Here is a 24,331-nt window from a genome sequence, read left to right as displayed (position 1 = left end):
GGCCACGGCGATGCGATTCACGCCACGGTGATGCGGATCTGGTCGGCGGCCTTGCGGGCTGCGCTCTCCGCGCTGGCCGGGTCGGCGCCCCAGGCCATCAGGTAGCCGCTGCGCTGGACCGAGGAGATCAGCTCCGGCACGGTGTCCCCGATCGCGAAATCAAAATGCACGTCCAGCACGCCCGGCACCCGCAGGGCGTCGCGGACCCCGTCTATCGCGGTGATCCGGCCGGGCGGGGCGATCAGGAACTCCACCGCCGCGGCGCCCATCGGCCGGGTCGGCAGCTCGGGGCGCTCGCCGCGCAACAGCCGCAGGTACTCGTGGATGAAGCCGCACTCGTAGGCGATCGCGATCAGCGCGGTGATCATGTCGCCGGGCATCCGGGCGGCGCACTCCACCAGCGTCGGCACGCCGTCGGCGAGGATCCACTCGCTGTGCAGAAGGCCCGTGCGGAAGCCGGCCGCCCGCGCGAGCCGCCCGGCCGACTCCCGCAGCGCCCGGTGCGCCGCCTCGGGCAGCGCGGACGGCACGGTGTGCCCGCACTCCACCGGGCGTCGGCCGCCGACGATCCGCTTGTCGGTGACGTTGGCGAAGATGACCTCGCCGTCGACGACCAGCAGCTCGACGCTGTGCTCCGAGCCGACCAGCATCTCCTCGACCAGCACCTCGGTGGGCCGGCCGTCGATGGCGTCAACCGGCGCCTGCGGCGCCGCGCTGGCCGCCCACGCCGCGGCGATCTCCGCCGGGTCGGCGATGAGCTGCACCCCGAGGCTGCCCGACTGGCGGGTGGGCTTGAGCACGCACCGGCCGCCGTGGCGCCGGGCGAACTCGGTCGCCCGCGCCGGGTCGTCGACCAGCTCGTACGCCGGGTTGGCCAGGCCGGCCTCGTCGGCGAGCAGCCGCATCCGGTGCTTGTCGGTGAAGATTTCGGCGGCGGCTATCCCAGCGCCGGGCAGGCCGAGACGCTCGGCCAGTTGGGCGCTGGCGCCTACCCCGAACTCGTGGCCGGGCATGACGAGCCGGGCGGTGGCCAGACCGGGCTCCCGGGCGAGCAGCGCATCGGCGTCGAGGCCGTTCTGGTATTCGGCCGGCACCACCCGGGAGATCATCGGCAGCTTGGAGACGAACTGCTCGATGTCCCGGCGGCGAATCAAGTCGGGCTCCTCGACGAGGACGACGCTGCCTGGCGGCAGATCCTCGTTGAACCAGCGCAGCGAGCCGAACGACGTACCGATCAGCACCATCTCGTCGCGGCCCAGGTCCAGTTCCACCGGTCGTGCCCTCCCACATGCCCTGTCGACGCCGAACCGGACAGCCGGCGCAGCAGGACCCTAACCGGACGGGGGGCTCCGGTCGCCATCCGGTCGGTCATCTGTCGGCTCCGATTTTCGGACACGACAGAAGCCGGCGGACCCCAAAGGGCCCGCCGGCTTCCGACGATTTCCGGGTGACGCTAACGCGTCAGGCGCGGGTCACCTTGCCGGCCTTGATGCACGAGGTGCAGACCTGCAGCTTCTTGGTGGTGCCGCCACCGGCCGGGGTACGCACCGACTGGATGTTCGGGTTCCAGCGGCGGTTGGTCCGCCGGTGCGAGTGGGACACGTTGTGGCCGAAGCCCGGCCCCTTGCCACAGACGTCGCACACGCTAGCCACGGGATACTCCTGGGTTTGAAACGTTCATGAGGTCGCCGCCGGCGCTGCCCGGGCAACCGGGTCAGGTTACCCGATGACCAGGCGGCAAGCCCAACCGGCCTGTCCAGCGTACCGGTGGGCCGGCGGCTCCGGCGCGCGGCCCTCGCGGGGAACGCCGAGCGCACCCTCGGGGCGCCGGGAACGGGCCGCCGGACACGCCGCCGTTGGGCCGGGCGAGCCCGACGCGTGTCGGCGCACGCCAGTAGGCTTCCGGTCGTGTTGGACACCCTCGACGCCGCCGCGGTGCGCCGCTGGTGCGCGAGCGGGCTCGCCGTCCTTCAGCGGCACCAGGGCGAGATCGACGACCTCAACGTCTTCCCCGTCCCGGACGGGGACACCGGCACTAACCTGGTGCTCACCCTCACCTCCGCGCAGCAGGCCCTCGCCATCGACCTGGGCACCCTCCCTGACGACGGGCACACCCCGCACGGGCACACGCTGCGGCTGATGGCCCGGGGTGCGCTGCTCGGCGCGCGGGGCAACTCCGGGGTGATCCTGTCGCAGATCCTGCGCGGCCTCGCCGACACGCTCGCCCCGGTCCCGGCCGTCCGCGGCCGGCAGTTCGCCGTCGGGCTGACCGCCGCCGCCACCGCCGCCTATGCCGCGGTCGCCCAGCCGGTCGAGGGCACCCTGCTCACCGTGGTCGCCGCCGCGGCGCGCGCCGCGGAGCAGGCGGACAGCGACGACCTGGGCACGGTGGTCCGGGCCGCCGCGGGCGCGGCGGCGCGAGCGCTCGCGCGTACCCCGGAGCAGTTGCCCGCGCTGGCCCGCGCCGGCGTGGTGGACGCCGGTGGGCGGGGCCTCTGCCTGCTGCTGGACGCGCTGGTCGAGGTGGTCACCGGGCAGAGCCCGGGGCAGCTGCCGCCCGCGCCGCGCGCGGTGCGCCCGCCGGCCACCGCCGTCCGGGAGACCGGTTCCCCGGCGTACGCCTACGAGGTGCAGTACCTGCTCGACGCCACCGACGAGGCGGTGGCCCGGCTGCGCGCCGAGTTGGCCGCGCTCGGCGACTCGCTCGTCATCGTCGGTGACGGTGGCCCCGGCGTCGGGACCTGGAACGTGCACGTGCACGTCAACGACGTCGGCGCGGCGATCGAGGCGGGGGTGGTCGCCGGCCGCCCGCACCGGATCACGGTGACCCGGTTCGCCGACCAGGCGCCGCCGCCGATCCCGCTGCCCGACGGCCGGGCGGCCGTGGTGGTGGCCACCGGCGCCGGCATCGCCGAGTTGTTCGCCGCCGAGGGAGCCACCGTGGTGCCGGCCAACCCGTCCACCGGTGAGCTGCTCGACGCGATCCGCGCCACCGGAGCGCCCCGGGTGGTGGTGCTGCCCAACGACCCCGACACGCAGTCGGTGGCGAACGCCGCCGCGCAGGAGGCGCACCGGCTCGGGGTGAAGGTGAGTGTGGTGCCCACCCGCTCCCCGGTGCAGGCCCTCGCCGCCCTCGCCGTCCGCGACCCGTCCCGCCGCTTCGAGGACGACGTCATCGCCATGGCCGAGGCCGCCGGCGCCTGCCGGTACGCCGAGGTCTGCCACGCCGGCAGGGAGGCGCTCACCGTGGCCGGGCCGTGCCGGCCGGGCGACGTGCTGGCGCTGGTCGAGGGGGAGGTGCACCTTATCGGTGCCGACCTGCTCGACACCTGCACCGCCGTGGTCGACCGGATGCTCGGCGGCGGCGGCGAGTTGGTCACCCTGCTCTGCGGGGCGGACGCCCCGGCCGGGCTGGTCGACCGGGTACGCGAGCACGTCGAGCGGTCCTGGCCGTTCGTGGAGGTCCAGTCGTACGAGGGCGGCCAGCCGCACTATCCGCTCCTGGTGGGGGTCGAATGACGAGCGAACCGGCCACGGTGGACACGCCGCTGAAGAAGCTGGTCGGGGAGAAGACGGCCAAGGCCCTGGCCAGCCACCTCGACCTGCACACCGCCGGCGACCTGATCTATCACTTTCCCCGCCGCTACGACGAGCGCGGCGAGCACACCGACATCCGCTCGCTGGACGTGGGGGAGCAGGTCACCGTGCTGGCCCAGGTGCAGCGCACCGCTGTGCGGCCGATGCGCCAGCGCCGGGGGAACCTGTTGGAGGTCACCGTCGGCGACGGCTCCGGCGGGGTGCTCACCCTCACCTTCTTCGGCAACCAGGCGTGGCGGGAGCGGGAGCTGCGCCCCGGCCGGTGGGGGCTGTTCGCCGGCAAGGTCACCGAGTTCCGGGGCAAGCGGCAGCTCAACGGCCCGGAATACGTGCTGCTCGGGGAGGGAGGCGACGGCGAGGCGGCGGCCAACGAGGAGGTCGAGGAGTTCGCCGGGGCGCTGATCCCGGTCTACCCGGCTGCTGCGGCGGTGCCGACCTGGGTGATCGCCCGCTGCGTCCGGGTGGTGCTGGACACCTTCACCCCGCCGGACGATCCGTTGCCGGCGACCGTACGGACCAGCCGCAACCTGATCGGCATCGGCACCGCGCTGCGCGAGATCCACCGACCGTCCACCAAGGAGGAGCTGTACCGGGCCCGGCGCCGGCTCAAGTGGGACGAGGCGTTCGCCGTACAGCTCACCCTGGTGCAGCGCAAACACCGGGCGGCGGCCTGGCCGGCGCAGGCCCGGCCGCCACGCACCGGTGGACTGCTGGACGCGTTCGACGCCCGGCTGCCGTACGAGCTGACCCCGGGGCAGCAGACCGTCGGTCGGGAGATCGCCGCCGACCTGGCCACCGCGCACCCGATGCACCGGCTGCTGCAGGGCGAGGTCGGCTCCGGCAAGACGGTGGTGGCGCTGCGGGCCATGCTCCAGGTGGTCGACGCCGGCGGGCAGGCGGCGCTGCTCGCCCCGACCGAGGTGCTCGCCGCCCAGCACTATCGGGGCATGCTCGACCTGCTCGGCCCGCTCGCGCGGGCCGGCGAGCTGGGCGCGGCCGACGACGCGACCCGGGTGGAGCTGGTGACCGGCTCGCTCGGCGCGGCGGCCCGGCGGCGGGCGCTCGCCGAGGTGGCCGAGGGGCGGGCCGGCATCGTGCTCGGCACCCACGCCCTGCTCTACGAGGGGGTCGACTTCCACGACCTGGGCCTGGTGGTGGTCGACGAGCAGCACCGGTTCGGCGTGGAGCAGCGGGACGCGCTGCGGGCCAAGGCCGACCAGCCGCCGCACGTGCTGGTGATGACCGCCACCCCGATCCCGCGTACGGTGGCCATGACCGTCTACGGCGACCTGGAGATCTCCACCCTCTCCCAGCTGCCGCAGGGGCGCTCGCCGATCGCCTCACACGTGGTGCCGGCCGCCGAGAAGCCGGCCTTCCTCGATCGGGCCTGGCGTCGGCTGCGTGAGGAGGTCGCCGCCGGCCACCAGGCGTACGTGGTCTGCCCCCGGATCGGCGAGGGACCTTCGTCGGAGGAGGAAGCGCCCCGCGAGGACGACAACGGTCGACGCCCCCCGCTGGCGGTCACCGAGGTGGCGCCGCTGCTCGCCGAGGGGCCGCTGCGCGGCCTGCGGATCGGGGTGTTGCACGGGCGGCTGCCGGCCGACGAGAAGGACGCGGTGATGCGCTCCTTCGCCGCCGGTGACCTGGATGTGCTGGTGGCGACCACAGTGGTCGAGGTGGGTGTGAACGTGCCCAACGCCACCGTGATGATCGTGCTGGACGCCGACCGGTTCGGCGTCTCGCAGCTGCACCAGTTGCGTGGCCGGGTGGGTCGTGGTGCGGCCGCCGGCCTCTGCCTGCTGGTCAGCGAGGCGGCGGAGGGTTCGTCCGCGCGGGAACGCCTCGACGCGGTCGCCTCCACCACGGACGGGTTCAAGCTCGCCGAACTGGATCTGGAGCAGCGCCGGGAGGGCGATGTGCTGGGCGCGACCCAGTCCGGCCGCCGGTCTCACCTGCGGCTGCTGTCGTTGCTGCGGGACACCGACCTGATCCGGGACGCCCGGGCCGAGGCGATCGCCCTGGTCGAGGAGGACCCGGAGCTGGTCCGGCATCCCGCCCTGGCCGCCTCGGTCGCCGCCCTGGTCGACGAGGAACGCGCGGAGTACCTGGAGAAGGGCTGACCTCCGGTCCACGCCCCACGGTCAACACGGCGTGCGGCATCTCGCGGTCTTCCGCCGCGGGATACACCAACATGCCGTATCCCGCGTCACGCCGCGTGAATTCTCGTCAAGGCTCACTCGGATACGCCGAGGGCGCGCCGACCGGATGGTCGACGCGCCCTCGGGTTCAAATTCGGTCTAGCTCAGCTCAGGCGGTGAAGCGGAGCCGACGACGGCGGGTCACCACGAACAGCACGGCACCAGCGGCGAGCAGCACGGCCGCGCCACCCGCGATCGCGCCGGCGGCCGGACCGGTGACCGGCAGGCCGCCGCCCTGGCCGTTGTCGCACTCGGCCGGCTGCTCCCAGGCCACGGCGTCCTCGGGGTCGCCCTTCTCGCCCTCGAAGCTCGGGGTGACGGTGAGGCCCTTGTAGGCCTTGAAGGTCACCTCGGTCTTCTTGCCCGGGATCAGCTCCAGCGTCTTCGTCTCACCCTTCTCGGTGGTGAGAAGGATGGTCGCCTCGACGCCGTCAGCCGGGTTGTCGGCCGTCACGGTCAGCTCGTCACAGGTGAAGATGATCTCGAAGTCCGGCGCGTTGGGCTCCTCCGGCACGAGCGGGCCGGTCGGCTCCTCCTCCACCGGGGCGGTCTCGTCCGGGTTTTCCGGGGTGGTCTCGTCCGGGGTGTCCGGCGTGTCCGGGTTTTCCGGGGTGGTCTCATCCGGCGTGTCCGGCGTGTCCGGGTTCTCCGGGGTGGTCTCGTCCGGGGTGTCCGGCGTGTCCGGCGTGTCCGGGGTGTCGGGGGTGTTCTCCTCCGGCGGGGTGTTCTCCTCCGGCGGGGTCGGCTCTTCCTGGCACTTGTCCTTGGTCTTCACCGTGCCGGTCGCGGTGTTGGTGACGCGCTTCTTGCCGCGGTACCACTCGGCGCTGACCTTGAGCGTGGCCTCCTTGCCCTTGAGGACAGTCTGCTGGCCGTGCAGTTCGCCGTCGGTCGACTTCGGCAGTTCGATGCCGACGGTGATGCCGCTGATCGCGGTGGCGGACGGGGTCCACACGCCGGTGATCTTGCCGGCCAGGTCGCTCTCGCTGTTCTTCACCGTCCAGTCGACCCGCAGGTCGCCGGACTTCAGCTTGCAGGCAGTGCCGGTGACGATGGAATGGTGGGCCGCGGCCGGGCTGGCGACGGTGGCGACGCCGGCGAGGCCGATCAGCGCGCCGGCGGAGACCGCCGCGACACGCCGGAGGTTCAGACGGTTCACGTCTACTCCTGTTGAGGGGAGAGCAAAGACTGTGGCGGGTGGGTGGAAAGCACACACACCACCTGACACCCGGCCGACCTTATCGATTCGGTCGAGCGGGTCACAGTCCTCAGTGAGCATTGAGAATGATGTTATAAATCCGTGATCTTACATATTCCACATGTCACGCCATGACTTCAGAGCGATTGAGTGCCACCCGTCGGGTGATATCGCGGCGTCGCGTAGCGTCAAGGCGTGCGTAGGAGCAGACGGTGACCCGGATCGTGGCCGGGACGCTTGGCGGGCGGAGGATCGCCGCGCCACCCGGCGCCGGCACCCGGCCGACCTCGGACCGCGTCCGGGAGGCACTGTTCAGCGCGGTGCAGGCCGAGATCGAACTCGACGGTGCGCGCTTCGCCGACCTCTACGCCGGTTCCGGGGCGGTCGGGCTGGAGGCGCTGTCCCGAGGCGCGGCGCACGTGCTGCTGGTCGAGTCGGACCCCCGGGCGGCCCGGGTGGTCCGGGAGAACATCGCCGCGCTGCGCGCCGCCCCGGCGGCCTGCCTGGTCACCGGCAAGGTGGCCACCGTGCTCGCGGCCGGGCCCGACGGCGGGCCGTACGACGCGATCTTCGCCGACCCGCCGTACGCCGTACCCGACCAGGAGGTCACCGCGCTGCTGGCCGCGTTGGTCGACGGCGGCTGGCTGGCCCGCGAAGCCCTGGTCATCGTGGAGCGTTCCAGCCGGACCGGGCCGGTCGCCTGGGTGGAAGGCATCACTGGTGAGCGCAGTCGCCGCTACGGCGAGACCACCCTTTGGTACGGTCGCCGATCATGAGACGTGCGGTCTGCCCGGGCTCCTTCGACCCGGTCACCAACGGTCACCTCGACATCATCGGCCGGGCCAGCCGGCTCTTTGACGAGGTGATCGTCGGAGTGCTGGTCAACCAGTCCAAGCAGGGGCTGTTCACCGTCGAGGAGCGCATCGACATGCTCCGTGGGGTGACCGCGTCGTACGACAACGTGCGGGTCGAGTCGTTCCGCGGGCTGCTGGTGGACTTCTGCCGGGCCCAGCAGGCGAGCGTGCTGATCAAGGGCCTGCGTGCGGTCAGCGACTTCGACTACGAGCTCCAGATGGCCCAGATGAACATCGGCCTGGCCGGTGTGGAGACCCTCTTCATGCCGACCAATCCGCTCTACTCCTTCCTCTCCTCCAGCCTGATCAAAGACGTGGCCAAGTGGGGCGGCGACATTTCCGCGCACGTTCCCGACGTGGTCCGTGAGCAGTTGGTCGCCCGCCTGACCCAGGATTCCCGCCCCTGATCCGCTCCCTCCCGCTGCGATCTTGCGGTGGTGGCCGTTAATCGGTCCGAGAGGGGCGATTCGTCGGGGCGGGAAGTGCGAGATCGGCGATCGCGGCGTGCCGGGCAGGGGTGCGGCGGCGCGGGGTGGAGGCGGCGCGACATGATGTGTGCAATGCCGAACCCGGGCGCAGGCCGCATCATGTAGGTCGGCCGACGAACGACAGGAGTGAGGTGCCGGTGGACCCGCTCGATCGCATCGACGAACTGATCACCGTGGTGGAGCAGGCCCGCTCCGTCCCGATGTCGCGCAACAACTGCATGGTCGACCGGGGTGAGATGATCGCGGCCCTCGACGAGCTGCGCGCGGAGCTCCCCGCCGACCTGCGCCGGGCCGTCGCCCTGTTGGAGGAGCGGGACAAGATCATGGAGGCCGGCCGGCGCGAGGCGGACCGGATCATCAGCGAGGGTGAGGCGGAACACGCCCGCCTGGTCTCGGTGAACGAGATCACGGTCTCCGCCGAACACGAGGGGGCCCGGATCATCGCCGAGGCCCGCGCCGAGGCGCAGCGCCTCCGCGACGAGGTGGACGACTACGTCGACACCGCCCTGGCCAACTTCGAGCAGTTCCTCACCCGGGCGCTCGCCTCGATCGAGCGCGGCCGGGACAAGATGCACGCGCTGCGTGAGATCGGCACCTTCGCGGGTGACGAGGCCGATCGCCCGCTACCCTTCTGAGCGCCCCCTGGCCGGCCGCCGACAGCCGGCACCCGACGGACCGGGACGGGGCATCCCCCCGGTTCGACGGTCGGGCGGTCGCCCAGGTAACCTTTTTTGTCGGCCTCTCACCGGCCGGAGTCTGACTATGCCCAAACACTCGCCATCTTCACTCGACCCCAGGTCGCCGCTGGTCCTCGACACGAGGGACCTGCCGCGTCGGCCTGGTGCGTTGCGTACGGTCAAGCGGGTCGTGCCGGCACCGGAGGACCTCGGCGTGGAGTTGATCGGCGTGCCGCAGGGTGCGGGCCTCGACCTCGACCTGAGGTTGGAGTCGGTGTCCGAGGGCGTGCTCGTCTCCGGGACCGTCACCGGCCCCGTCAAGGGCGAGTGCGGCCGCTGCCTGCGCGAGATCGACGACTCGGTGGCCGTGACGATCCAGGAGCTGTACGCGTACGAGAACAGCACCACGGACGACACGACCGACGAGGATGAGGTGGGCCGGATGCAGGGCGATCTGATCGACCTGGAGCCGGTGTTGCGGGACGCGGTGGTGCTCACACTGCCGACCAACCCGCTCTGCCGGGAGGACTGCCCAGGCTTGTGCCCCGAATGCGGGGTGCAGTGGGACGATCTGCCGGCCGACCACAGCCATCAGCAGGTCGACCCGCGTTGGGCGGGCCTGTCGCAACTGACCCGTACAGAGGAGTAACAACCGTGGCCGTCCCCAAGCGCAAGATGTCGCGCAGCAACACCCGGTCCCGCCGGGCGAACTGGAAGGCGGCCGTGGTCGCGACCGTGGCCTGCCCGCAGTGCAAGTCGCCGAAGCTGCCGCACACCGCCTGCTCCGTCTGCGGCACCTACAACGGCCGCCAGGTCCTCGAGGTCTGACCTGGACGCCGAGTGACGTCCCCGACCACCGGTCGGGTGGCACGCACACCCTGGCTCACGCCCGGTGCCCCGGCTCCCTCCACCGTCGGCCGATCCCCGGCCAGTGACCCGACGGAGCCGGGCACCGCGCGGATCGCCGTCGACCTCCTCGGCGGGGACGATGCTCCCGCCGTCGTGGTTGACGGCGCTCTGCGAGCGGTGCGTACCGACCCTGACCTACACCTGCTGCTCGTCGGACCGACCGAGGTCGCCGACGTGCTGACCGGTGCCCTCGACCCGGAGCAACGATCCCGGGTCACGGTCCGCCCGGCGTGGACCGCCGTCGGCATGGCCGACCATCCCACCGCCGCCCGTGCCGACAGCACTGTCCGCGCGGCGGTCACCGCCGTCCGCGACGGGCTCGCCGACGCGGTCGTCTCCGCCGGCTCGACCGGGGCCACCGTCACCGCCGCCGCGCTCGGCCTCGGCCGCTGGGCCGGCGTACGACGCCCGGCCCTGGTGGCCACCCTGCCCGCCGTCGCCGGCCCGGTGGTGCTGCTGGACGTCGGCGGCACGCTGGAGTCCGACCCCGCCACCCTCGCCCGGCACGCCGTGCTCGGCGCCGCGTACGCCGCCGTGGCGCACGCCGTCGCCGCGCCCCGGGTCGGGCTGCTCTCCGTCGGCGCCGAGACGGGCAAGGGCGACCGGCTGCGCCGGGCCACCGACCCCGCCCTCGCCGCCGTGCCACTGCCGTGCGGTGCCCGCTACGTGGGCCCCGTCGAGGGGTTCGACATCTCCCTCGGCGCGCGCGCCGACGTCGTGGTCACCGACGGGTTCACCGGTAACGTGCTGCTCAAGGCGATCGAGGGCGCGTACGCGATGGCTGGCGGGCCGCCGGCGAACGGCGGTGCCCCGCGTGCCGCGGCCCTGCTCGGCGTGGCCGGCACGGTGGTCGTCTGCCACGGCGCGGCCCGGCCCGACGACGTTGCCTCCGGCATCGCCCTCGCCGCCCACCTGTGGCGGCGCGGCGCCACCGACGCCGTCTCCGCCCTGCTCGCCGGCCTGCCACAAGATCCCGAACCCATCGACACCGAGGTAGCACCATGAGCAACGACAAGCGGCGGCGTGCGCCCGTCGGCCACCTGGAGTCGGCCTTCGGGGTATCGCTCGATCCGGAGCTGCTGGAGCGAGCGCTGACCCACCGTTCCTACGCGTACGAGAACGGCGGCCTGCCTACCAACGAACGGCTGGAGTTCCTGGGCGACTCGGTTCTCGGCGTGGTGATCACCACGGCGCTGTTCCACAACCATCCGGACCTGCCCGAGGGGCAGCTCGCCAAGCTGCGGGCCAGCGTGGTCAACATGCGCGCCCTCGCCGACGTGGCGCGGGGCCTCGGCCCGGATGGGCTCGGCGCGTACCTGCTGCTGGGTAAGGGGGAGGAGACCACCGGCGGCCGGGACAAGGCCAGCATCCTGGCCGACACCCTGGAGGCGCTGCTCGGCGCGATCTATCTCCAGTACGGCCTGGACACCGTGGCCGTCGTGATCCACCGTCTGTTCGACCCGCTGATGGCCGAGTCGGCCGGCCGGGGCGCCGCCCTGGACTGGAAGACCAGCCTCCAGGAGCTGACCGCCGCGCTGGGGTTGGGCGTGCCGGAATACCGGATCGAGGGCACCGGCCCGGACCACCTGAAGACCTTCACCGCCTGGGTGGTGGTGGCCGGCAACCGGTACGGCGGCGCCGAGGGGCGCAGCAAGAAGGAGGCCGAGCAGCGGGCCGCCGAGTCGGCCTGGCGGATGCTGACCGAGCAGGCCGAGCAGGAGCAGGGCGCGCTGACGGCGACGGAGGGTGCCGGCCGTGCCTGAGCTGCCCGAGGTCGAGACGGTCCGGCAGGGCCTGGCCCAGTGGGTCACCGGGCGGACCATCGCCTCGGTCGAGGTGCGCCACCCCCGGGCCGTACGCCGGCACCAGCCGGGTGCGGCGCACTTCGCCGACGTGCTGGCCGGCCGCACGATCACCGACGTCCGACGCCGGGGCAAATACCTGTGGCTGCCGCTGGACAGCGGGGACGCCATCGTCGGGCACCTCGGCATGTCCGGGCAGCTGCTGCTGCAACCGGTCGAGGCAGCCGACGAGCTGCACCTGCGAGTCCGGTTCCGGTTCGCCGACGACGGCCCGGAGCTGCGCTTCGTCGACCAGCGCACGTTCGGCGGGCTGGCGGTGTCCGCCGGTGGGGCGGAGCTGCCGCACGAGATCGCGCACATCGCCCGGGACCCGATGGACCCGGAGTTCTCCGACGCCGACTTCGTGGCCGCGCTGCGTCGCCGGCGTACCGAGGTGAAGCGGGCGCTGCTCGACCAGACCCTGCTCTCCGGGGTCGGCAACATCTACGCCGACGAGGCGCTGTGGCGGGCGAAGCTGCACGGCGTGCGCCCGACCGACGCGCTCACCGGCCCGGCGGTCACCCGGTTGCTCGGGCACGTCCGCGACGTGCTCGGTGAGGCGATCAAGCAGGGCGGCACCAGCTTCGACGAGCTGTACGTCGACGTCAACGGCGAGAGCGGCTACTTCGACCGGTCGCTCAACGCGTACGGCCGGGAGGGGGAACCCTGCCCGCGGTGCGGTGCGCCGATCCGGCGCGAGGCGTTCATGAACCGGTCCTCGTACAGTTGCCCGCGTTGCCAGCCCCGCCCCCGGGTCGCCCTTCGGGGATGACCCCGAGCCGGTTCGGGGTTGCGCCGGTGTGCTCTGCCTGGTCGCGGGTGGGGGACGAGCCGGGGCCGTTCCCGGATGTCCGGTCGTCGCTCAGTGCCTAGCGTCAGCACCGTCGGTACGGGACCGACGTGTGGAGGGGGAACCCAGGTATGGGCAGGCGACCGGTGACGGTGCGGTTGGCACGGTGGAGTGCGGAGCACCCGTGGCGGGCCATCGCGTTGTGGGTGGTGTTCGTCGCGGTGTGCTTCGTCGGCGGCAGCGCCGCCGGCATGACCGAGGCGACCAGCGCGGACCAGGCGACCGGCGAGTTCGGACGGGCCGAGCTGATCGTCGACAGCGGCGGCTTCCACGAGCCGGCGACGGAGAACGTGCTGATCACGTCCCGCTCCGGGACGCTCGACCAGGCCGCGGCGAAAGCCGCCGCCGACGACGCGGCGGCCCGGCTGCGGCAGGTCGACGGGGTGGCCTCGGTGGGTGCGCCGGTGCCGTCCCAGGACGGCAGCGCGCTGCTGCTGCCGATCACCATGTCCGGCGACCCGACGACGGCGTCCGACCGGGTGCAGCCGCTGCGGGACGCCACCGCGAAGGTGCAGGAGGCGCACCCGGCGCTGCGGATCGAGGAGGTCGGTGGCCCCTCGATCAACAAGGCGCTCGACGACACCCTGGGCCGGGACTTCATGCGGGCCGAGCTGCTCAGCCTGCCGGTTACCCTGGCCATCCTGATCATCGCGTTCGGCGCGCTGATCGCGGCCGGGGTTCCGGTGCTGCTCGCGCTCTCCTCGGTGGCCGCGGCGATGGGGCTGTCCACCCTGGCCTCGCACCTGGTGCCGGCCAACGACACCACGGGCAGCGTGATCCTGCTGATCGGCATGGCGGTCGGCGTCGACTACTCGCTCTTCTACGTCCGTCGGGAGCGGGAGGAACGGGCGAAGGGGCGGTCCGGGCTCGACGCGGTGGAGATCGCGGCGGAGACCTCCGGGCACGCCGTGGTGGTTTCCGGCACCGCTGTGATCATTTCGATGGCCGGGCTGCTGCTCGCCCAGGACGCCATCTTCTCGTCCCTCGCGGTCGGCTCGATCCTGGTGGTCGCGGTCGCGGTGATCGGTTCGCTGACCGTGCTGCCGGCGCTGCTGGCCAAGCTCGGCCGCTGGGTGGACCGGCCCCGGGTGCCGCTGCTGTGGCGGCTCACCGCCCCGCGTACCGGCCGGCACGGCCAGCCGGCCCGGCCCCGCTTCTGGCCGGCCGTGCTGAAGCCCGCGCTGCGGGCGCCGCGGACCACCCTGATCGTCTCGGTCGGGCTGCTACTCGCCCTGGCCGCCCCGGCGCTGGGGATGAAGCTGAAGTTCCCCGGCATGGAGGACGTGCCACGCACCACGCCGGCCATGCAGGCGTACGACCGGCTCACCGCCGCGTTCCCGAGCAACGGCACCAGCCACATGGTGGCGGTGCGGGCACCGGCCCAGCAGGCCGACCGGGTGCACGCGGCGTTGACCGACCTGGCCGGGCGGGCCGCCGCCGACCCGCTCTTCGCGCCGGCCGAGGGGGACGGCGCGAAGATCAAGGTGTCGGCCGACCACCGGGTGTCGGTGCTGGAGGTGGCCACGCCGTACGCCAGCCGCACCGAGGAGGCCACCCGGTCGCTGCACAAGCTGCGCGAGGACCTGGTGCCGGCCGCGCTGCGCGGCATCCCCGGAATCGAGTACGCGGTAGGCGGCGGCGTGGCCGCCAACGAGGACTACGCGCAGCACATCCGGGAGAAGCTGCCCATCGTGGCCGCCTTCGTACTGGCGCTGACCTTCCTGGTGATGGCCTGGACGTTCCGGTCGGTGGTCGTCGCGCTCACCGCGATCCTGTTGAACCTGCTCTCCGCCGGCGCCGCGTACGGCCTGCTGGTGCTGGTCTTCCAGGGCGACTGGGCGGAGGGTCTGCTCGGCTTCACCTCGATGGACGCCGTCGTCACGTGGCTGCCGCTGTTCCTGTTCGTGGTGCTCTTCGGGCTCTCCATGGACTACCACGTCTTCGTCGTCAGCCGGATCCGCGAGGGCGTCCGGGACGGCCTGCCCAACCGGGACGCGGTGGCGTACGGGATCACCTCGTCGGCGGGCGTGGTGACCAGCGCGGCGATCGTCATGGTCGGGGTCTTCTCGATCTTCGCGACGCTGAGCACCATCGACATGAAGCAACTCGGCATCGGGCTGGCCGCGGCGATCCTGCTGGACGCCACGATCATCCGGGCCGTGGTGCTGCCGTCCCTGATGACCCTGCTGGGCGACGCGAACTGGTGGGCCCCGCGCTTCCTGCGCGCCCGGACGGCGGCCCCGCCCGCCGACCCGCCCGCCGCCACTCCGGAACTGGTCGGCGCGCACTGATCCGGGGCGCCCGCCCAAGCCGATAGGCCCGGGAAGGCCCCACAAGTCGAAAGCGATATGCCCCAGAGGCATATCGCTCACGGGAGGCCTCCACTCCACGCGGCCCTACAGCCGAGGGTGGTCGCGGAAGGATTGGCGCGAGCGGCGGCGGGGCATGTGAGCCGCCATGGATGTGGATCCTCGACGGCATCGAGGTCGGGTGGCCGGATCAGGAGAGGGGTCGGCAAGAAATCCCGGTTTTATGAGCGGTTATAGTGGAACATTTCCATGTATTGTGTGGGTGTGAAGTTGTCAGACTGGGCGCGCGATCAGGGTGTGTCCTATCAGACTGCTTGGCGGTGGGTGGAGGATGGCAGGATGCCTGTTCCTGTCCGTCAGGTGCCGTCTGGTGCGCGGATCGTGGACGAGGCGCCGTCCGCAGTCGGGCGTGTGGTCGCTTACTGCCGTGTTTCCTCCGGTGACCTGAAGGGTGATCTGGTTCGTCAGGCGGTGCGGGTTGTGGAGGGCGCGAACGCCCGGGGCCTCGCTGTGGCGGAGGTCGTGACGGAGATCGGCTCGGGCTTGGACGGCAAGCGCCGCAAGCTGTATCGGCTTCTCGCTGACCCGTCTGCGGCGGTGATTGTCGTTGAGCACGAGGATCGGCTGGCCCGGTTCGGTGTGGAGCACCTGCAAGCCGCGTTCGTTGCCACGGACCGCCGTCTGGTGGTCTTGGACCCGGAGGAATCCACGAACGACTTGGTCAACGATTTGGCCGGCGTGCTGAGGTCGTTGTGTGGCCGGCTGTACGGGCGGCGGGCGGCGAAGAGCCGTGCCGCTCGTGCTTTGACCGCCGTGACCGGCGAGGAATTGTTGGTGTGAAGAGGTTCGTGTCGCGGCCTGGTTTCGTGGTTCAGGCGTTTCGTTTCGCGTTGGATCCGAACGTGACGCAGGAGCAGCGGTTGCGGTCGCATTGTGGTGCGGCTCGGGCCGCGTACAACTGGGCTGTGTCGTGGGTGATGGCGTCGTGGTGGCAGCGCAAGGCGGAGGCCTCCTACGGCATCGTCGAGGAGGAGTTGACGCCGTGGCGGCCGTGGTCGCTGCTGGCGTTGCGGAAGGTGTTCAACGAGGTCAAACAGACTGACCCGCGTTTCGCCGGCTGGTGGCAGGAGAACTCCAAGGAGGCGTACAGCACGGGTTTGGCGAACGCGGCGGCGGCGTTCGACAACTACGCCCAATCCAAGCGCGGGCAGCGTGAGGGCAAGCGGGTCGGCATGCCCCGGCCCAAGTCCAAGCACACCGCCCGACTCGCCTGCCGGTTCACCACCGGCGCCATCCGTGTCGAGCCGGACCGGCGGCATGTCACGCTGCCCCGGCTCGGGGCGATCCGTACCCACGAGTCCACCCGCAAGCTGGAACGCCGCATCACTGGCGGCACGGCCCGTATCCTGTCCGCCACGGTCAAGTTCGAGCGGGGCCGGTGGTTCGTCTCCTTCCAGGTGGAGATCCAGCGTGCCACCGACCGGGCTCCGGCGCGCCCGAACGTGGTGGCGGGTGTGGACCTGGGTGTGACGTGTCTCGCGGTGATCGCCGACAGCCAGGGCAGGGTGCGGTTCGTGCCGAACCCGGGGCACTACGACGGCGCGCTCAAGCACCTCAAACGGCTCTCCCGGCGGGTGGCCCGCCGGCAGGGGCCGGACCGGCGCACCGGGCGCAAGCCGTCCCGGCGATGGGTCGCTGCGAACGCTGAACGCAACCGTGTGCACCACCGGGTAGCGAACCTGCGCGCCGACGGGCTGCACAAGCTGACCACCGCCATCACCGCCGAGTACGGCACCGTCGTGGTCGAAGACCTCAACGTGGCCGGCATGCTCCGCAACCGACGCCTCGCCCGCAAGATCGCCGACGCCGGCTTCGGAGAGATCCGCCGGCAGGTGGAATACAAAACCGCATGGAACGGCGGTCGGCGGATACTCGCCGACCGCTGGTATCCCTCCAGCAAGACCTGCTCGGCCTGCCGCGTAGTGAAAGCCAAACTGCCGCTGCACGTCCGAGTGTTCACCTGCGACGCCTGCGACCTGGTCATCGACCGGGACGAGAACGCAGCCCGCAACCTCGCCGCCCTCGCGACGGCAGAAACAACGGGTACCGGAGTGGCCGGAGACCCGGGCGCGCAAGCACCGAAACCGCGTGGAGCCGACCGCAAGACCCGCACCACCACCCGCAGCCGCAAGGCCACGAGTGGGCGGGCAGGTGGCGCAACCCTGCCACACCAACGGCAGCAGGAAACGCGAGACCGTCATCAGGACACCGAACCGCAACTTGCGCTCCGGTGACACCGTTACGGACCTTCCCAACCGAAAGGCCGGGATTGCTGACACCCGACTACGGAGTCAGCAACGGACAGGGCTCGCGCCAGGCGTCGAGCTTCCGGTCCTTGAGCATGGAGGCGAAGCCGTAGCCGACGGTGGTGACGCAGAAGGCCCCCGGGTCGCCGGAGTATTCGACGTGGAAGACCGGCTTGTGCGCGTCGGCGAAGGGCAGCAGCTTGGCGCATTCGCGCCGGCGTACGCACTCCTGGTTGACGGCGAAGTCGAAGTCGGGCGCGAGCGCGGCCACCTGCGGCAGGTCGTCGACCAGCCCGGGCGAGAGGTCGAGCCGGCGGGCCAGGGCGGCCACCCGACGGTTGAACAGCAGTTGGTCGTCGAAGTCGAACGGGAAGCCGGGGCGGTGTCGGTAGCCGTCCGCGTCGTCGATCGCGACCGCGCCGAAGCCCTTGCCCCGGCACAGCCGGAACCGGTCGGCGAGCACCGGCTCAAGCGTGTTCCACCGGCGTACGTCCACCCACCGGCTGGCCGGCCGGCCGTCCACCGCCTCCCCGCGTACGTCCTCCGGGAAGCGGCTCGCGTCCGGGTCGGTCGGTGCCCACGTCCCGGCGCGTACCAGACAGACCAGCCGGCGGTTCCGGGCGCGCAGCGCGGCGGTCTCGGTGCTGGTGGTGTGGACCGGGTCGAGGAGGAAGACGTCGGCGTCGACCGTGGTGTCCACCGGGCCGGTGAGCTGCCACTGCCAGTGCCACCGGTCGGCCAGCGTGGCCGGCCACCGGGTAGGCGCACCGGGCGGGACGATCGGGTCGCGGCAGCCGGGCACCGGGGCGAGCAGCAGCGCCGCCACCAGCGCCGCCACGCTCCGGCGCAGTCCGCGTGGCAGGACGCGGACCGGCCGGTCGCGCGGCACGGGCCATGCCGGCCGCATCCGCATCGACAGCTCCCGGGTCGCGGGCGGCGCACCGCCGCCCCCCGGTCAAACGAGCGCGGACCCGGTCACGACGCGGCGGCGGTCTGCCGCGGACGCGTCCACTCAGCGTGGGGTGCCGAAGTCCTGCGTCCAGTACGGCCCGTTGCTGCGCGCCACACCCACGCCGATCTCGGTGTACGAGCAGTTCAGGATGTTGGCCCGGTGGCCCGGGCTGTTCATCCAGGCGGCCATGACCGCGGCCGGACTCTGCTGGTTCCAAGCCACGTTCTCGCCGTAGGCCCGCCAGTTGTAGCCGACCCGGTCGAGCCGATCGCCGACGTCGCTGCCGTCGCTGCCGTCGTGCGTCATCGTCTTGTGGTCGGCCTGGTCCTGGCTGTGCCGCTGGGCGGCCAGTGTCAGCTTGTCGTTGACGGTCAGTGCCTTGCAGCCGGCCTTGGCCCGCTCCTGGTTGACCAGGTCGACCACCTGCTGCAGTTCCGCGCTGAGCCCACTTGTCGAGGTGACCTGGGTGGTGTTGCTCGGCGCGGTGGTGCGCTGGAGCTGACGGGAGGGGGCGGTGGACCGGCTGGGCGGCGGGGTGACCGTCCGGGTCGGGCTCGGCAGGAGGACGCTGGGCGAGGCGCTCGGCGTGGCGGTGGGCGAGGCCGGGGCGAGGGCGCTGCCGGGGACGGCGTCGGTGGTGTCCGGCGCGAGCGGGGCGGCGGCCACCGCGTCGTCGGCCGCAATCGGCTCGGTCGGCCGGTCGTCCGCCGGCAGCAGCAGGGCGGCCACTCCCAGGCTCACCGCAAGGGTCGCCGCGGCGGCGGCCCCGCCGACCACGAGGGGGTGCCCGGACCGGCGCCGCCGTCGGTGCCGCCCCGTCCTTTCGAGCGCGGCGTTGGTGGCCGGCTGCCAGGTGCCGGTCGGCAGAACCTCGGTCGGGGCGTCGGTCCGGTCCGTGCCCGGCTGCTCCAGCTCGTCCCCGAAGAGGTACGCCGACTGCGGCTCGGGCCGGTCGGTGAGCCAGGCTGGCCCGTCGCCGGCCGGTGCCTCCCGGTGCCGGGCGACGCCATCCGGTTCGATCGGATCGGTCCAGCGGTACACGCCTGCTCCCTCCACGGGATCGATTGCGGGCCGGGCTGAGGCTACGGTCCTGCCGCGAGCTGCGGCAACGCCGCTAAGAAAGAGTTAAGGGGAACCCGGCACCAAGGGTGAAGCGTTCACACATTCCCGGGCGTACAGTTAAGTCGTCCGGACAGAGCGTGTCCGTGCCTCACGGCAGCCCAGACAAGTGGACAGGTCGACGTAAAGATGATCTACGGCCTGCGGCAACTTGACGAAGACGGGGTTAGCGGCTCAATATATAGGTGTCGCCAGTCGCGCCCAGCCATGCCCGGATTTTGCTGGGATGGCAGCCGCGAACATGATGGGCGCGCGTTGGCCGGCCTTTCCGGCAGCGCATATCAAGGAGTCAGCATGGCGAAGGCCCTCTACGGCCACGTTGGTGCAGCGCCCGACCGGCGTCTGCTCGACGAGGTCACCCAACTGCGTGCCAGGGTTCAGGCACTGGAGTTCGAGATCACGCGTCTGCGTGCCGACAATGATCGGTTGGCGGCGGCAGCGGCGGAGGCTGATGACCTCCTTCGGCTGGCCGAGCCGGCGCTGACCTGATCTCCAGTTGTCAGAAAACTGAATCGCATCACCGGAAAACGCGCGCCGACACCGCAGTGCCGGCGCGCTGCTTTGTCCGTACGCCTTTTGTTTTCGCGCCGCATCACCCTCCTGCGGGGTGAGCCCGGAATTGCGTGGCGCCGGCCGGGCCGCGAATAAGATCTTGTGGTTTTCCGCACTGTGCCGGAACCGGACACCACGGGCCCTGCGGTGGGTCGCTGACGGTGCCCTCCCCGGCCCCGGGTTAGTCTGCGGGTTGACCAGGTCCGCGCAGCCGGCGACGGTACGGCGGCCACCGGACGAGGATCGAGAAGGTGCATCTCAAGAGCCTGACGGTGAAGGGCTTCAAGTCCTTCGCCTCTGCGACGACGCTGAAGCTGGAGCCCGGGATCACTTGCGTGGTCGGCCCGAACGGCTCCGGCAAGTCCAACGTCGTCGACGCCATCGCCTGGGTGCTCGGCGAGCAGGGCGCCAAGGCCCTGCGCGGCGGCAAGATGGAGGACGTCATCTTCGCCGGCACCGCCGGGCGGGCGCCGCTGGGCCGGGCCGAGGTCACCCTCACCATCGACAACACCGACGGCGCGCTGCCGATCGAGTACACCGAGGTCTCCATCACCCGCCGGATGTTCCGCTCCGGCGAGAGCGAGTACGAGATCAACGGCGACTCCTGCCGGCTGCTCGACATCCAGGAGTTGCTGTCGGACTCCGGCATCGGTCGGGAGATGCACATCATCGTCGGGCAGGGCCGGCTCGACGGCATGCTGCACGCCAAGCCGGAGGACCGGCGGGCGTTCATCGAGGAGGCGGCCGGCGTCCTCAAGCACCGCAAGCGCAAGGAGAAGGCGCTGCGGAAGCTCGACGCGATGCAGATCAATCTCAACCGGGTGACCGATCTCACCGCCGAGCTGCGCCGTCAGCTCAAGCCGCTGGGCCGGCAGGCCGAGGTGGCCCGCCGTGCCGCCGCCATCCAGGCCAACCTGCGCGACGCCCGGCTGCGGCTGCTCGCCGACGACCTGCACACCCTGCGTACCACCCTGGACCGGGAGATCGCCGACGAGACCGCGCTGCGGGAGCGGCGGGAACAGATCGAGGCGGAACACACCGAGGTGCAGGCCCGCCTCGGCGAGCTGGAGGCCGCCCTCGCCGAGGACGCGCCGCTGCTCGCCGCCGCCCAGGACACCTGGTACAAGCTCTCCGCGCTCCAGGAGCGGTTCCGGTCCATCGAGCAGCTCGCCCGGGAACGGCTGCGCCACCTCAGCGCCGCACCCGACGACGAGCGCCCCGGCCGCGACCCCGACCAGCTGGAGGCCGAGTCCCAGCGGGTCCGCGAGCAGGAGGAGGAGCTGCGCGCGGCGCTCACCGACGACCAGATCCGGCTGGCCGAGGCGGTCGAGCACCGGCAGGAGCTGGAGCGGCAGCTCGCCGCCGCCGAGCGGGAACTGGTCGCCGCCGCCAAGGCCATCGCCGACCGGCGGGAGGGGCTGGCCCGGCTGACCGGCCAGGTCAACTCGGCCCAGGCCCGGACCACCAGCGCCGGCGAGGAGATCGAGCGGCTCGCCGCCGCGCACGCCGACGCGTTGGCCCGCGCCGAGAAGGCCCAGGCGGAGCTCGACGCGGTCGCCGAACAGTCCACCGAGGCCGACCGGGACAACGCCGACCTGGACGCCCGGCACGCCGAGGCGGTGGCCGTCCACGAGCAGGCGCAGGCGGCCGTCCGCGGCCTCGCCGACGCCGAGCGTGCCGCCGAGAAGGATGCGGCCACCTGGAAGGCCCGCGAGGAGGCGCTCGCCCTCGGCCTGCGCCGCAAGGACGGCGCAGGGGCCCTGCTGGCCCGCGCCGGCCAGGTGCCGGGCCTGCTCGGCAGCCTCTCCGGGCTGCTCGCCGTCGCACCCGGCCACGAGGCGGCGCTCGCCGCCGCGCTCGGTGGGCTCGCCGACGCGGTCGCGGTCACCGGCGTCGACGAGGCCGTCGAGGCGATGCGGCTGCTCAAGATCTCCGACGCCGGGCGGGCCGGCCTGCTGGTCGGCAGCCCTGCCGGGCCGGGCATGGACGGCCCCGCCGACGCGCTGCGCCCGAAGCTGCCGGACGCTGCCCACTGGGCTCCCGACCTGGTGGAGTGCTCCGCGGAGATCCGGCCGGCGGTGTACCGGGCGCTGCGCGACGTGGTGCTGGTCGACGACCTCGCCGCCGCGGCCGAGTTGGTCGCCGGCAACCCGGAGCTGCGGGCGGTCACCCCGGAGGGCGACGTCGTCGGGGCGTACGCGGCGGCCGGCGGGTCGGCCAAGGCGCCCAGCTTCATCGAGGTGCAGGCGGCGGTGGAGGAGGCCCGGGCCAACCGGCTCGCCGGCGAGCGGACCAGCGTCGAGCTGCGCGAGCAACTGGTCGACGCGCGCGCCGAGGTGGCTGCCGCGAAGGAAGCGGTGCAGCACGCCGCCGCCGCCAAGCGCGAGGCGGAGAGCCACCGCAACGCCGCCGCCCGCCGCCTGGCCGAGCTGGGCGCGGCGGCCCGGTCGGCGAGGGCGGAGACCGACCGGCTCGGCGAGTCCCGGGCACGCGCCGAGGCGGCCCGGGAACGTGATCTTCAGGCGCTCGCCGAGCTTGCGGAACGGCTGCGGCTGGCCGAGGCCACCCCGGTCGACGCGGAGCCGTCCACCGAGGAGCGGGACCAGCTCGCCGCGATGGTGCCGCAGGCCCGGCAGAACGAGATGGAGGTCCGGCTCGCCGTGCGTACCGCCGAGGAGCGGGTCTCCTCGATCGCCGGCCGGGCCGACTCCCTCGCCCGGCAGGCGAACGCCGAACGAGCCGCGCGGGAGCGCGCGGCGGCCCGCCGCGCGGCCCGCACCCGCGGCGCGGAGATCGCCCGGGCCGTGGTCGGCGGGGCCCGCGAGGCGCTGGCCCGGCTCACCGTCTCCGTCGCCCGGGCCGAGGAGCACCGCGACGCCGTGGCCCGCGAGCGCGCCGCCCGCGAGGCCGAGCTGGCCGAGGTACGCGGCGCGGCCAAGCGGCTCGGCGCCGAGCTGGAGCGGCTGACCAGCCAGGTGCACCGGGACGAGGTGGCCCGCGCCGAGCAGCGGCTGCGCATCGAGCAGCTGGAGGCCAAGGCCGCCGAGGACTTCGGCCTCGACGTGCCGACGCTGATCGCTGAGTACGGCCCGGAGCAGCTCGTCCCGCCCACCCAGGTTGACCTCGCGACGGCAGAGAAGGACGGCCTGCCGGTGCCCGAGCCGGTCCGGTACGAGCGGCCGGCGCAGGAGAAGCGGGCCGCCAAGGCGGAACGGGAGCTGGCCCTGCTCGGCAAGGTCAATCCGCTCGCGCTGGAGGAGTTCGCCGCGCTGGAGGAGCGCTACAAGTTCCTATCCGAGCAGCTGGAGGACCTCAAGGCCACCCGCCGGGACCTGCTCACCGTGGTCAAGGACGTCGACGACCGGATCCTGGAGGTCTTCGCCAGCGCGTTCGAGGACACGGCGCGCGAGTTCGAGCAGGTCTTCACCGTGCTCTTCCCCGGCGGCGAGGGGCGTCTGGTGCTCACCGACCCGGAGGACCTGCTCACCACCGGCGTCGAGGTGGAGGCCCGGCCGCCGGGCAAGAAGATCAAGCGATTGTCGCTGCTCTCCGGCGGGGAGCGGTCGCTGACCGCGGTGGCCATGCTGGTGGCGATCTTCCGTGCCCGGCCCAGCCCGTTCTACATCATGGACGAGGTGGAGGCGGCCCTCGACGACGTGAACCTGGGCCGCCTGATCACACTGATGGCGCAGCTGCGGGAGAAGAGCCAGCTCATCGTGATCACGCACCAGAAGCGGACCATGGAGATCGCCGACGCGCTGTACGGCGTGACCATGCGTAGTGGGGTCACCCAGGTGATCAGCCAACGGCTCAACCGGGCCGACGACAATGGGCAGGAGAAGGACGAGTGAGTCGGGAACGCGCGACGGCGCTGCTGGTGGACTTCGACGGCGTGCTGCGCCGCTGGGATCCGGCGGTCGCCGCCGCCGTCGAGCGGGAGTACGGGATCACCGCGGGCGTACTGGGCGAGATCGCCATGTCGTGGGGACTGCTCCAGCCGGTGCTCACCGGCCAGGTCAGCCACGCCCAGTGGATGGAGAGCGTCGCGGAGGCGCTCACCCCCTCGGTGGGCGCCGAGCGGGCCCGCGCCGCGGTCGAGGAGTGGCAGCGCCACCGGGGCGAGGTCGACCCGGAGGTGCTGGCCTTCATCCGCCAGATGCGGGAAGCGGGCGTCCGGGTGGGGCTGGGCACCAACGCCACCGACCAGCTCGATGCCGACCTGGCCGCGCTCGGCCTCACCGACGAGTTCGACGCGGTGGTCAACTCCGCGGTGGTCGGGGTGCACAAGCCGGCGAAAGAGTACTTCCAGGCGGCCTGCGCCGCACTGGAGACGTCGCCCTCCCGCGTGCTGTTCGTGGACGACGAGGACCGGAACGTCGCGGGCGCCCGGGTGGCCGGGCTGTCGGCGTACCGCTGGACCGGCCCGGGGGACCTGCGTTACCTGCGCGCCGCGCTGGCGTACTGACGCGCCCCGCCGCCTC

Annotated in this window: 21 protein-coding genes; 16 read left to right on the top strand and 5 right to left on the bottom strand. The window is 72.4% G+C overall.

Going from position 1 to position 24,331, the window contains the following annotated elements; translation table 11 throughout:
- Nucleotides 1-17: 17 nt before the first annotated feature.
- Together AB0C02_RS08400 and rpmB are read right to left on the bottom strand one after the other, a co-directional pair.
- On the bottom strand, nucleotides 18-1,271 hold the full coding sequence (locus AB0C02_RS08400; RefSeq protein ID WP_357542565.1) for an ATP-grasp domain-containing protein: 1,254 nt from the start codon (nucleotides 1,269-1,271) through the stop codon (nucleotides 18-20).
- Between the two features lie 190 nt (nucleotides 1,272-1,461).
- Nucleotides 1,462-1,653, bottom strand: a complete 192-nt coding sequence (gene rpmB, locus AB0C02_RS08395) for a 50S ribosomal protein L28 (protein WP_013284551.1) — start codon at nucleotides 1,651-1,653, stop codon at nucleotides 1,462-1,464.
- Nucleotides 1,654-1,908: 255 nt separating this feature from the next.
- Here rpmB and AB0C02_RS08390 point away from each other — a divergent pair, with 255 nt between their 5' ends.
- Together AB0C02_RS08390 and recG are read left to right on the top strand one after the other, a co-directional pair.
- The gene (locus AB0C02_RS08390; protein ID WP_357542563.1) at nucleotides 1,909-3,519 is read left to right on the top strand and encodes a DAK2 domain-containing protein; all 1,611 of its coding nucleotides are present in this window, start codon (nucleotides 1,909-1,911) and stop codon (nucleotides 3,517-3,519) included.
- Nucleotides 3,516-5,717 (top strand): ATP-dependent DNA helicase RecG, encoded by a 2,202-nt coding sequence (recG, locus tag AB0C02_RS08385; protein ID WP_357542561.1) that lies wholly within the window; start codon nucleotides 3,516-3,518, stop codon nucleotides 5,715-5,717. Before AB0C02_RS08390 ends, recG begins: the two co-directional genes overlap by 4 nt.
- A 187-nt stretch (nucleotides 5,718-5,904) precedes the next feature.
- Here the strand turns inward: recG and AB0C02_RS08380 are convergent, their stop codons facing one another.
- Nucleotides 5,905-6,954, bottom strand: coding sequence for a hypothetical protein (locus AB0C02_RS08380; protein ID WP_357542559.1), 1,050 nt, complete (start codon nucleotides 6,952-6,954; stop codon nucleotides 5,905-5,907).
- A gap of 251 nt (nucleotides 6,955-7,205) precedes the next feature.
- Here AB0C02_RS08380 and rsmD point away from each other — a divergent pair, with 251 nt between their 5' ends.
- From rsmD to tnpB, 11 genes are all read left to right on the top strand, one after another.
- Nucleotides 7,206-7,769: a 16S rRNA (guanine(966)-N(2))-methyltransferase RsmD gene (gene rsmD, locus AB0C02_RS08375; RefSeq protein WP_357542557.1), complete on the top strand. Its 564-nt coding sequence runs from the start codon at nucleotides 7,206-7,208 to the stop codon at nucleotides 7,767-7,769.
- Nucleotides 7,766-8,254: a pantetheine-phosphate adenylyltransferase gene (gene coaD / locus AB0C02_RS08370; protein ID WP_357542555.1), complete on the top strand. Its 489-nt coding sequence runs from the start codon at nucleotides 7,766-7,768 to the stop codon at nucleotides 8,252-8,254. The genes rsmD and coaD overlap by 4 nt, the downstream gene beginning before the upstream one ends.
- 218 nt (nucleotides 8,255-8,472) lie before the next feature.
- Entirely contained in the window at nucleotides 8,473-8,970 is a 498-nt protein-coding gene (locus tag AB0C02_RS08365; protein WP_357542553.1) for a hypothetical protein, read from the top strand.
- Nucleotides 8,971-9,097: 127 nt separating this feature from the next.
- Entirely contained in the window at nucleotides 9,098-9,661 is a 564-nt protein-coding gene (locus AB0C02_RS08360; RefSeq protein ID WP_357542551.1) for a YceD family protein, read from the top strand.
- 5 nt (nucleotides 9,662-9,666) lie between these two features.
- Nucleotides 9,667-9,840 carry a 50S ribosomal protein L32 gene (rpmF, locus tag AB0C02_RS08355; RefSeq protein ID WP_357542549.1) on the top strand — a complete coding sequence of 58 codons (174 nt, stop codon included), beginning with the start codon at nucleotides 9,667-9,669 and terminating at the stop codon, nucleotides 9,838-9,840.
- 132 nt (nucleotides 9,841-9,972) lie between these two features.
- Nucleotides 9,973-10,926 carry a phosphate acyltransferase PlsX gene (locus AB0C02_RS08350; RefSeq protein WP_357542870.1) on the top strand — a complete coding sequence of 318 codons (954 nt, stop codon included), beginning with the start codon at nucleotides 9,973-9,975 and terminating at the stop codon, nucleotides 10,924-10,926.
- Entirely contained in the window at nucleotides 10,923-11,684 is a 762-nt protein-coding gene (gene rnc / locus AB0C02_RS08345; RefSeq protein ID WP_357542547.1) for a ribonuclease III, read from the top strand. The genes AB0C02_RS08350 and rnc overlap by 4 nt, the downstream gene beginning before the upstream one ends.
- A complete protein-coding gene (gene mutM / locus AB0C02_RS08340; protein WP_357542545.1) occupies nucleotides 11,677-12,534 on the top strand; it encodes a bifunctional DNA-formamidopyrimidine glycosylase/DNA-(apurinic or apyrimidinic site) lyase in 858 nt (285 codons plus the stop codon). Before rnc ends, mutM begins: the two co-directional genes overlap by 8 nt.
- A 149-nt stretch (nucleotides 12,535-12,683) precedes the next feature.
- Nucleotides 12,684-14,903, top strand: coding sequence for an MMPL family transporter (locus tag AB0C02_RS08335; RefSeq protein ID WP_357542543.1), 2,220 nt, complete (start codon nucleotides 12,684-12,686; stop codon nucleotides 14,901-14,903).
- Between the two features lie 282 nt (nucleotides 14,904-15,185).
- Nucleotides 15,186-15,761, top strand: a complete 576-nt coding sequence (locus tag AB0C02_RS08330) for an IS607 family transposase (RefSeq protein ID WP_357542541.1) — start codon at nucleotides 15,186-15,188, stop codon at nucleotides 15,759-15,761.
- Nucleotides 15,674-17,215, top strand: coding sequence for an IS607 family element RNA-guided endonuclease TnpB (gene tnpB, locus AB0C02_RS08325; RefSeq protein ID WP_357542539.1), 1,542 nt, complete (start codon nucleotides 15,674-15,676; stop codon nucleotides 17,213-17,215). The genes AB0C02_RS08330 and tnpB overlap by 88 nt, the downstream gene beginning before the upstream one ends.
- 49 nt (nucleotides 17,216-17,264) lie before the next feature.
- Here the strand turns inward: tnpB and AB0C02_RS08320 are convergent, their stop codons facing one another.
- The gene (locus tag AB0C02_RS08320) at nucleotides 17,265-18,140 is read right to left on the bottom strand and encodes an endo alpha-1,4 polygalactosaminidase (protein WP_357542537.1); all 876 of its coding nucleotides are present in this window, start codon (nucleotides 18,138-18,140) and stop codon (nucleotides 17,265-17,267) included.
- A 99-nt stretch (nucleotides 18,141-18,239) separates the two neighbouring features.
- On the bottom strand, nucleotides 18,240-19,220 hold the full coding sequence (locus AB0C02_RS08315; protein ID WP_357542535.1) for a CAP domain-containing protein: 981 nt from the start codon (nucleotides 19,218-19,220) through the stop codon (nucleotides 18,240-18,242).
- 372 nt (nucleotides 19,221-19,592) lie between these two features.
- On the opposite strand from AB0C02_RS08315, the gene AB0C02_RS08310 reads away from it, so the two are divergent.
- The 3 genes from AB0C02_RS08310 to AB0C02_RS08300 all read left to right on the top strand — a co-directional run bounded on the left by AB0C02_RS08310 (nucleotide 19,593) and on the right by AB0C02_RS08300 (nucleotide 24,315).
- A complete protein-coding gene (locus tag AB0C02_RS08310) occupies nucleotides 19,593-19,787 on the top strand; it encodes a hypothetical protein (RefSeq protein WP_357542533.1) in 195 nt (64 codons plus the stop codon).
- A 314-nt stretch (nucleotides 19,788-20,101) separates the two neighbouring features.
- A complete protein-coding gene (smc, locus tag AB0C02_RS08305; protein WP_357542531.1) occupies nucleotides 20,102-23,701 on the top strand; it encodes a chromosome segregation protein SMC in 3,600 nt (1,199 codons plus the stop codon).
- Nucleotides 23,698-24,315 carry an HAD-IA family hydrolase gene (locus AB0C02_RS08300; RefSeq protein WP_357542529.1) on the top strand — a complete coding sequence of 206 codons (618 nt, stop codon included), beginning with the start codon at nucleotides 23,698-23,700 and terminating at the stop codon, nucleotides 24,313-24,315. Before smc ends, AB0C02_RS08300 begins: the two co-directional genes overlap by 4 nt.
- The last annotated feature ends 16 nt before the right edge of the window (nucleotides 24,316-24,331 follow it).

This window comes from Micromonospora sp. NPDC048999, assembly GCF_040649295.1.
Lineage (GTDB): Bacteria > Actinomycetota > Actinomycetes > Mycobacteriales > Micromonosporaceae > Micromonospora.
The sequence above is the reverse complement of the archived record's forward strand: the minus strand, read 5'-3'. Positions and strand labels throughout refer to the sequence as shown.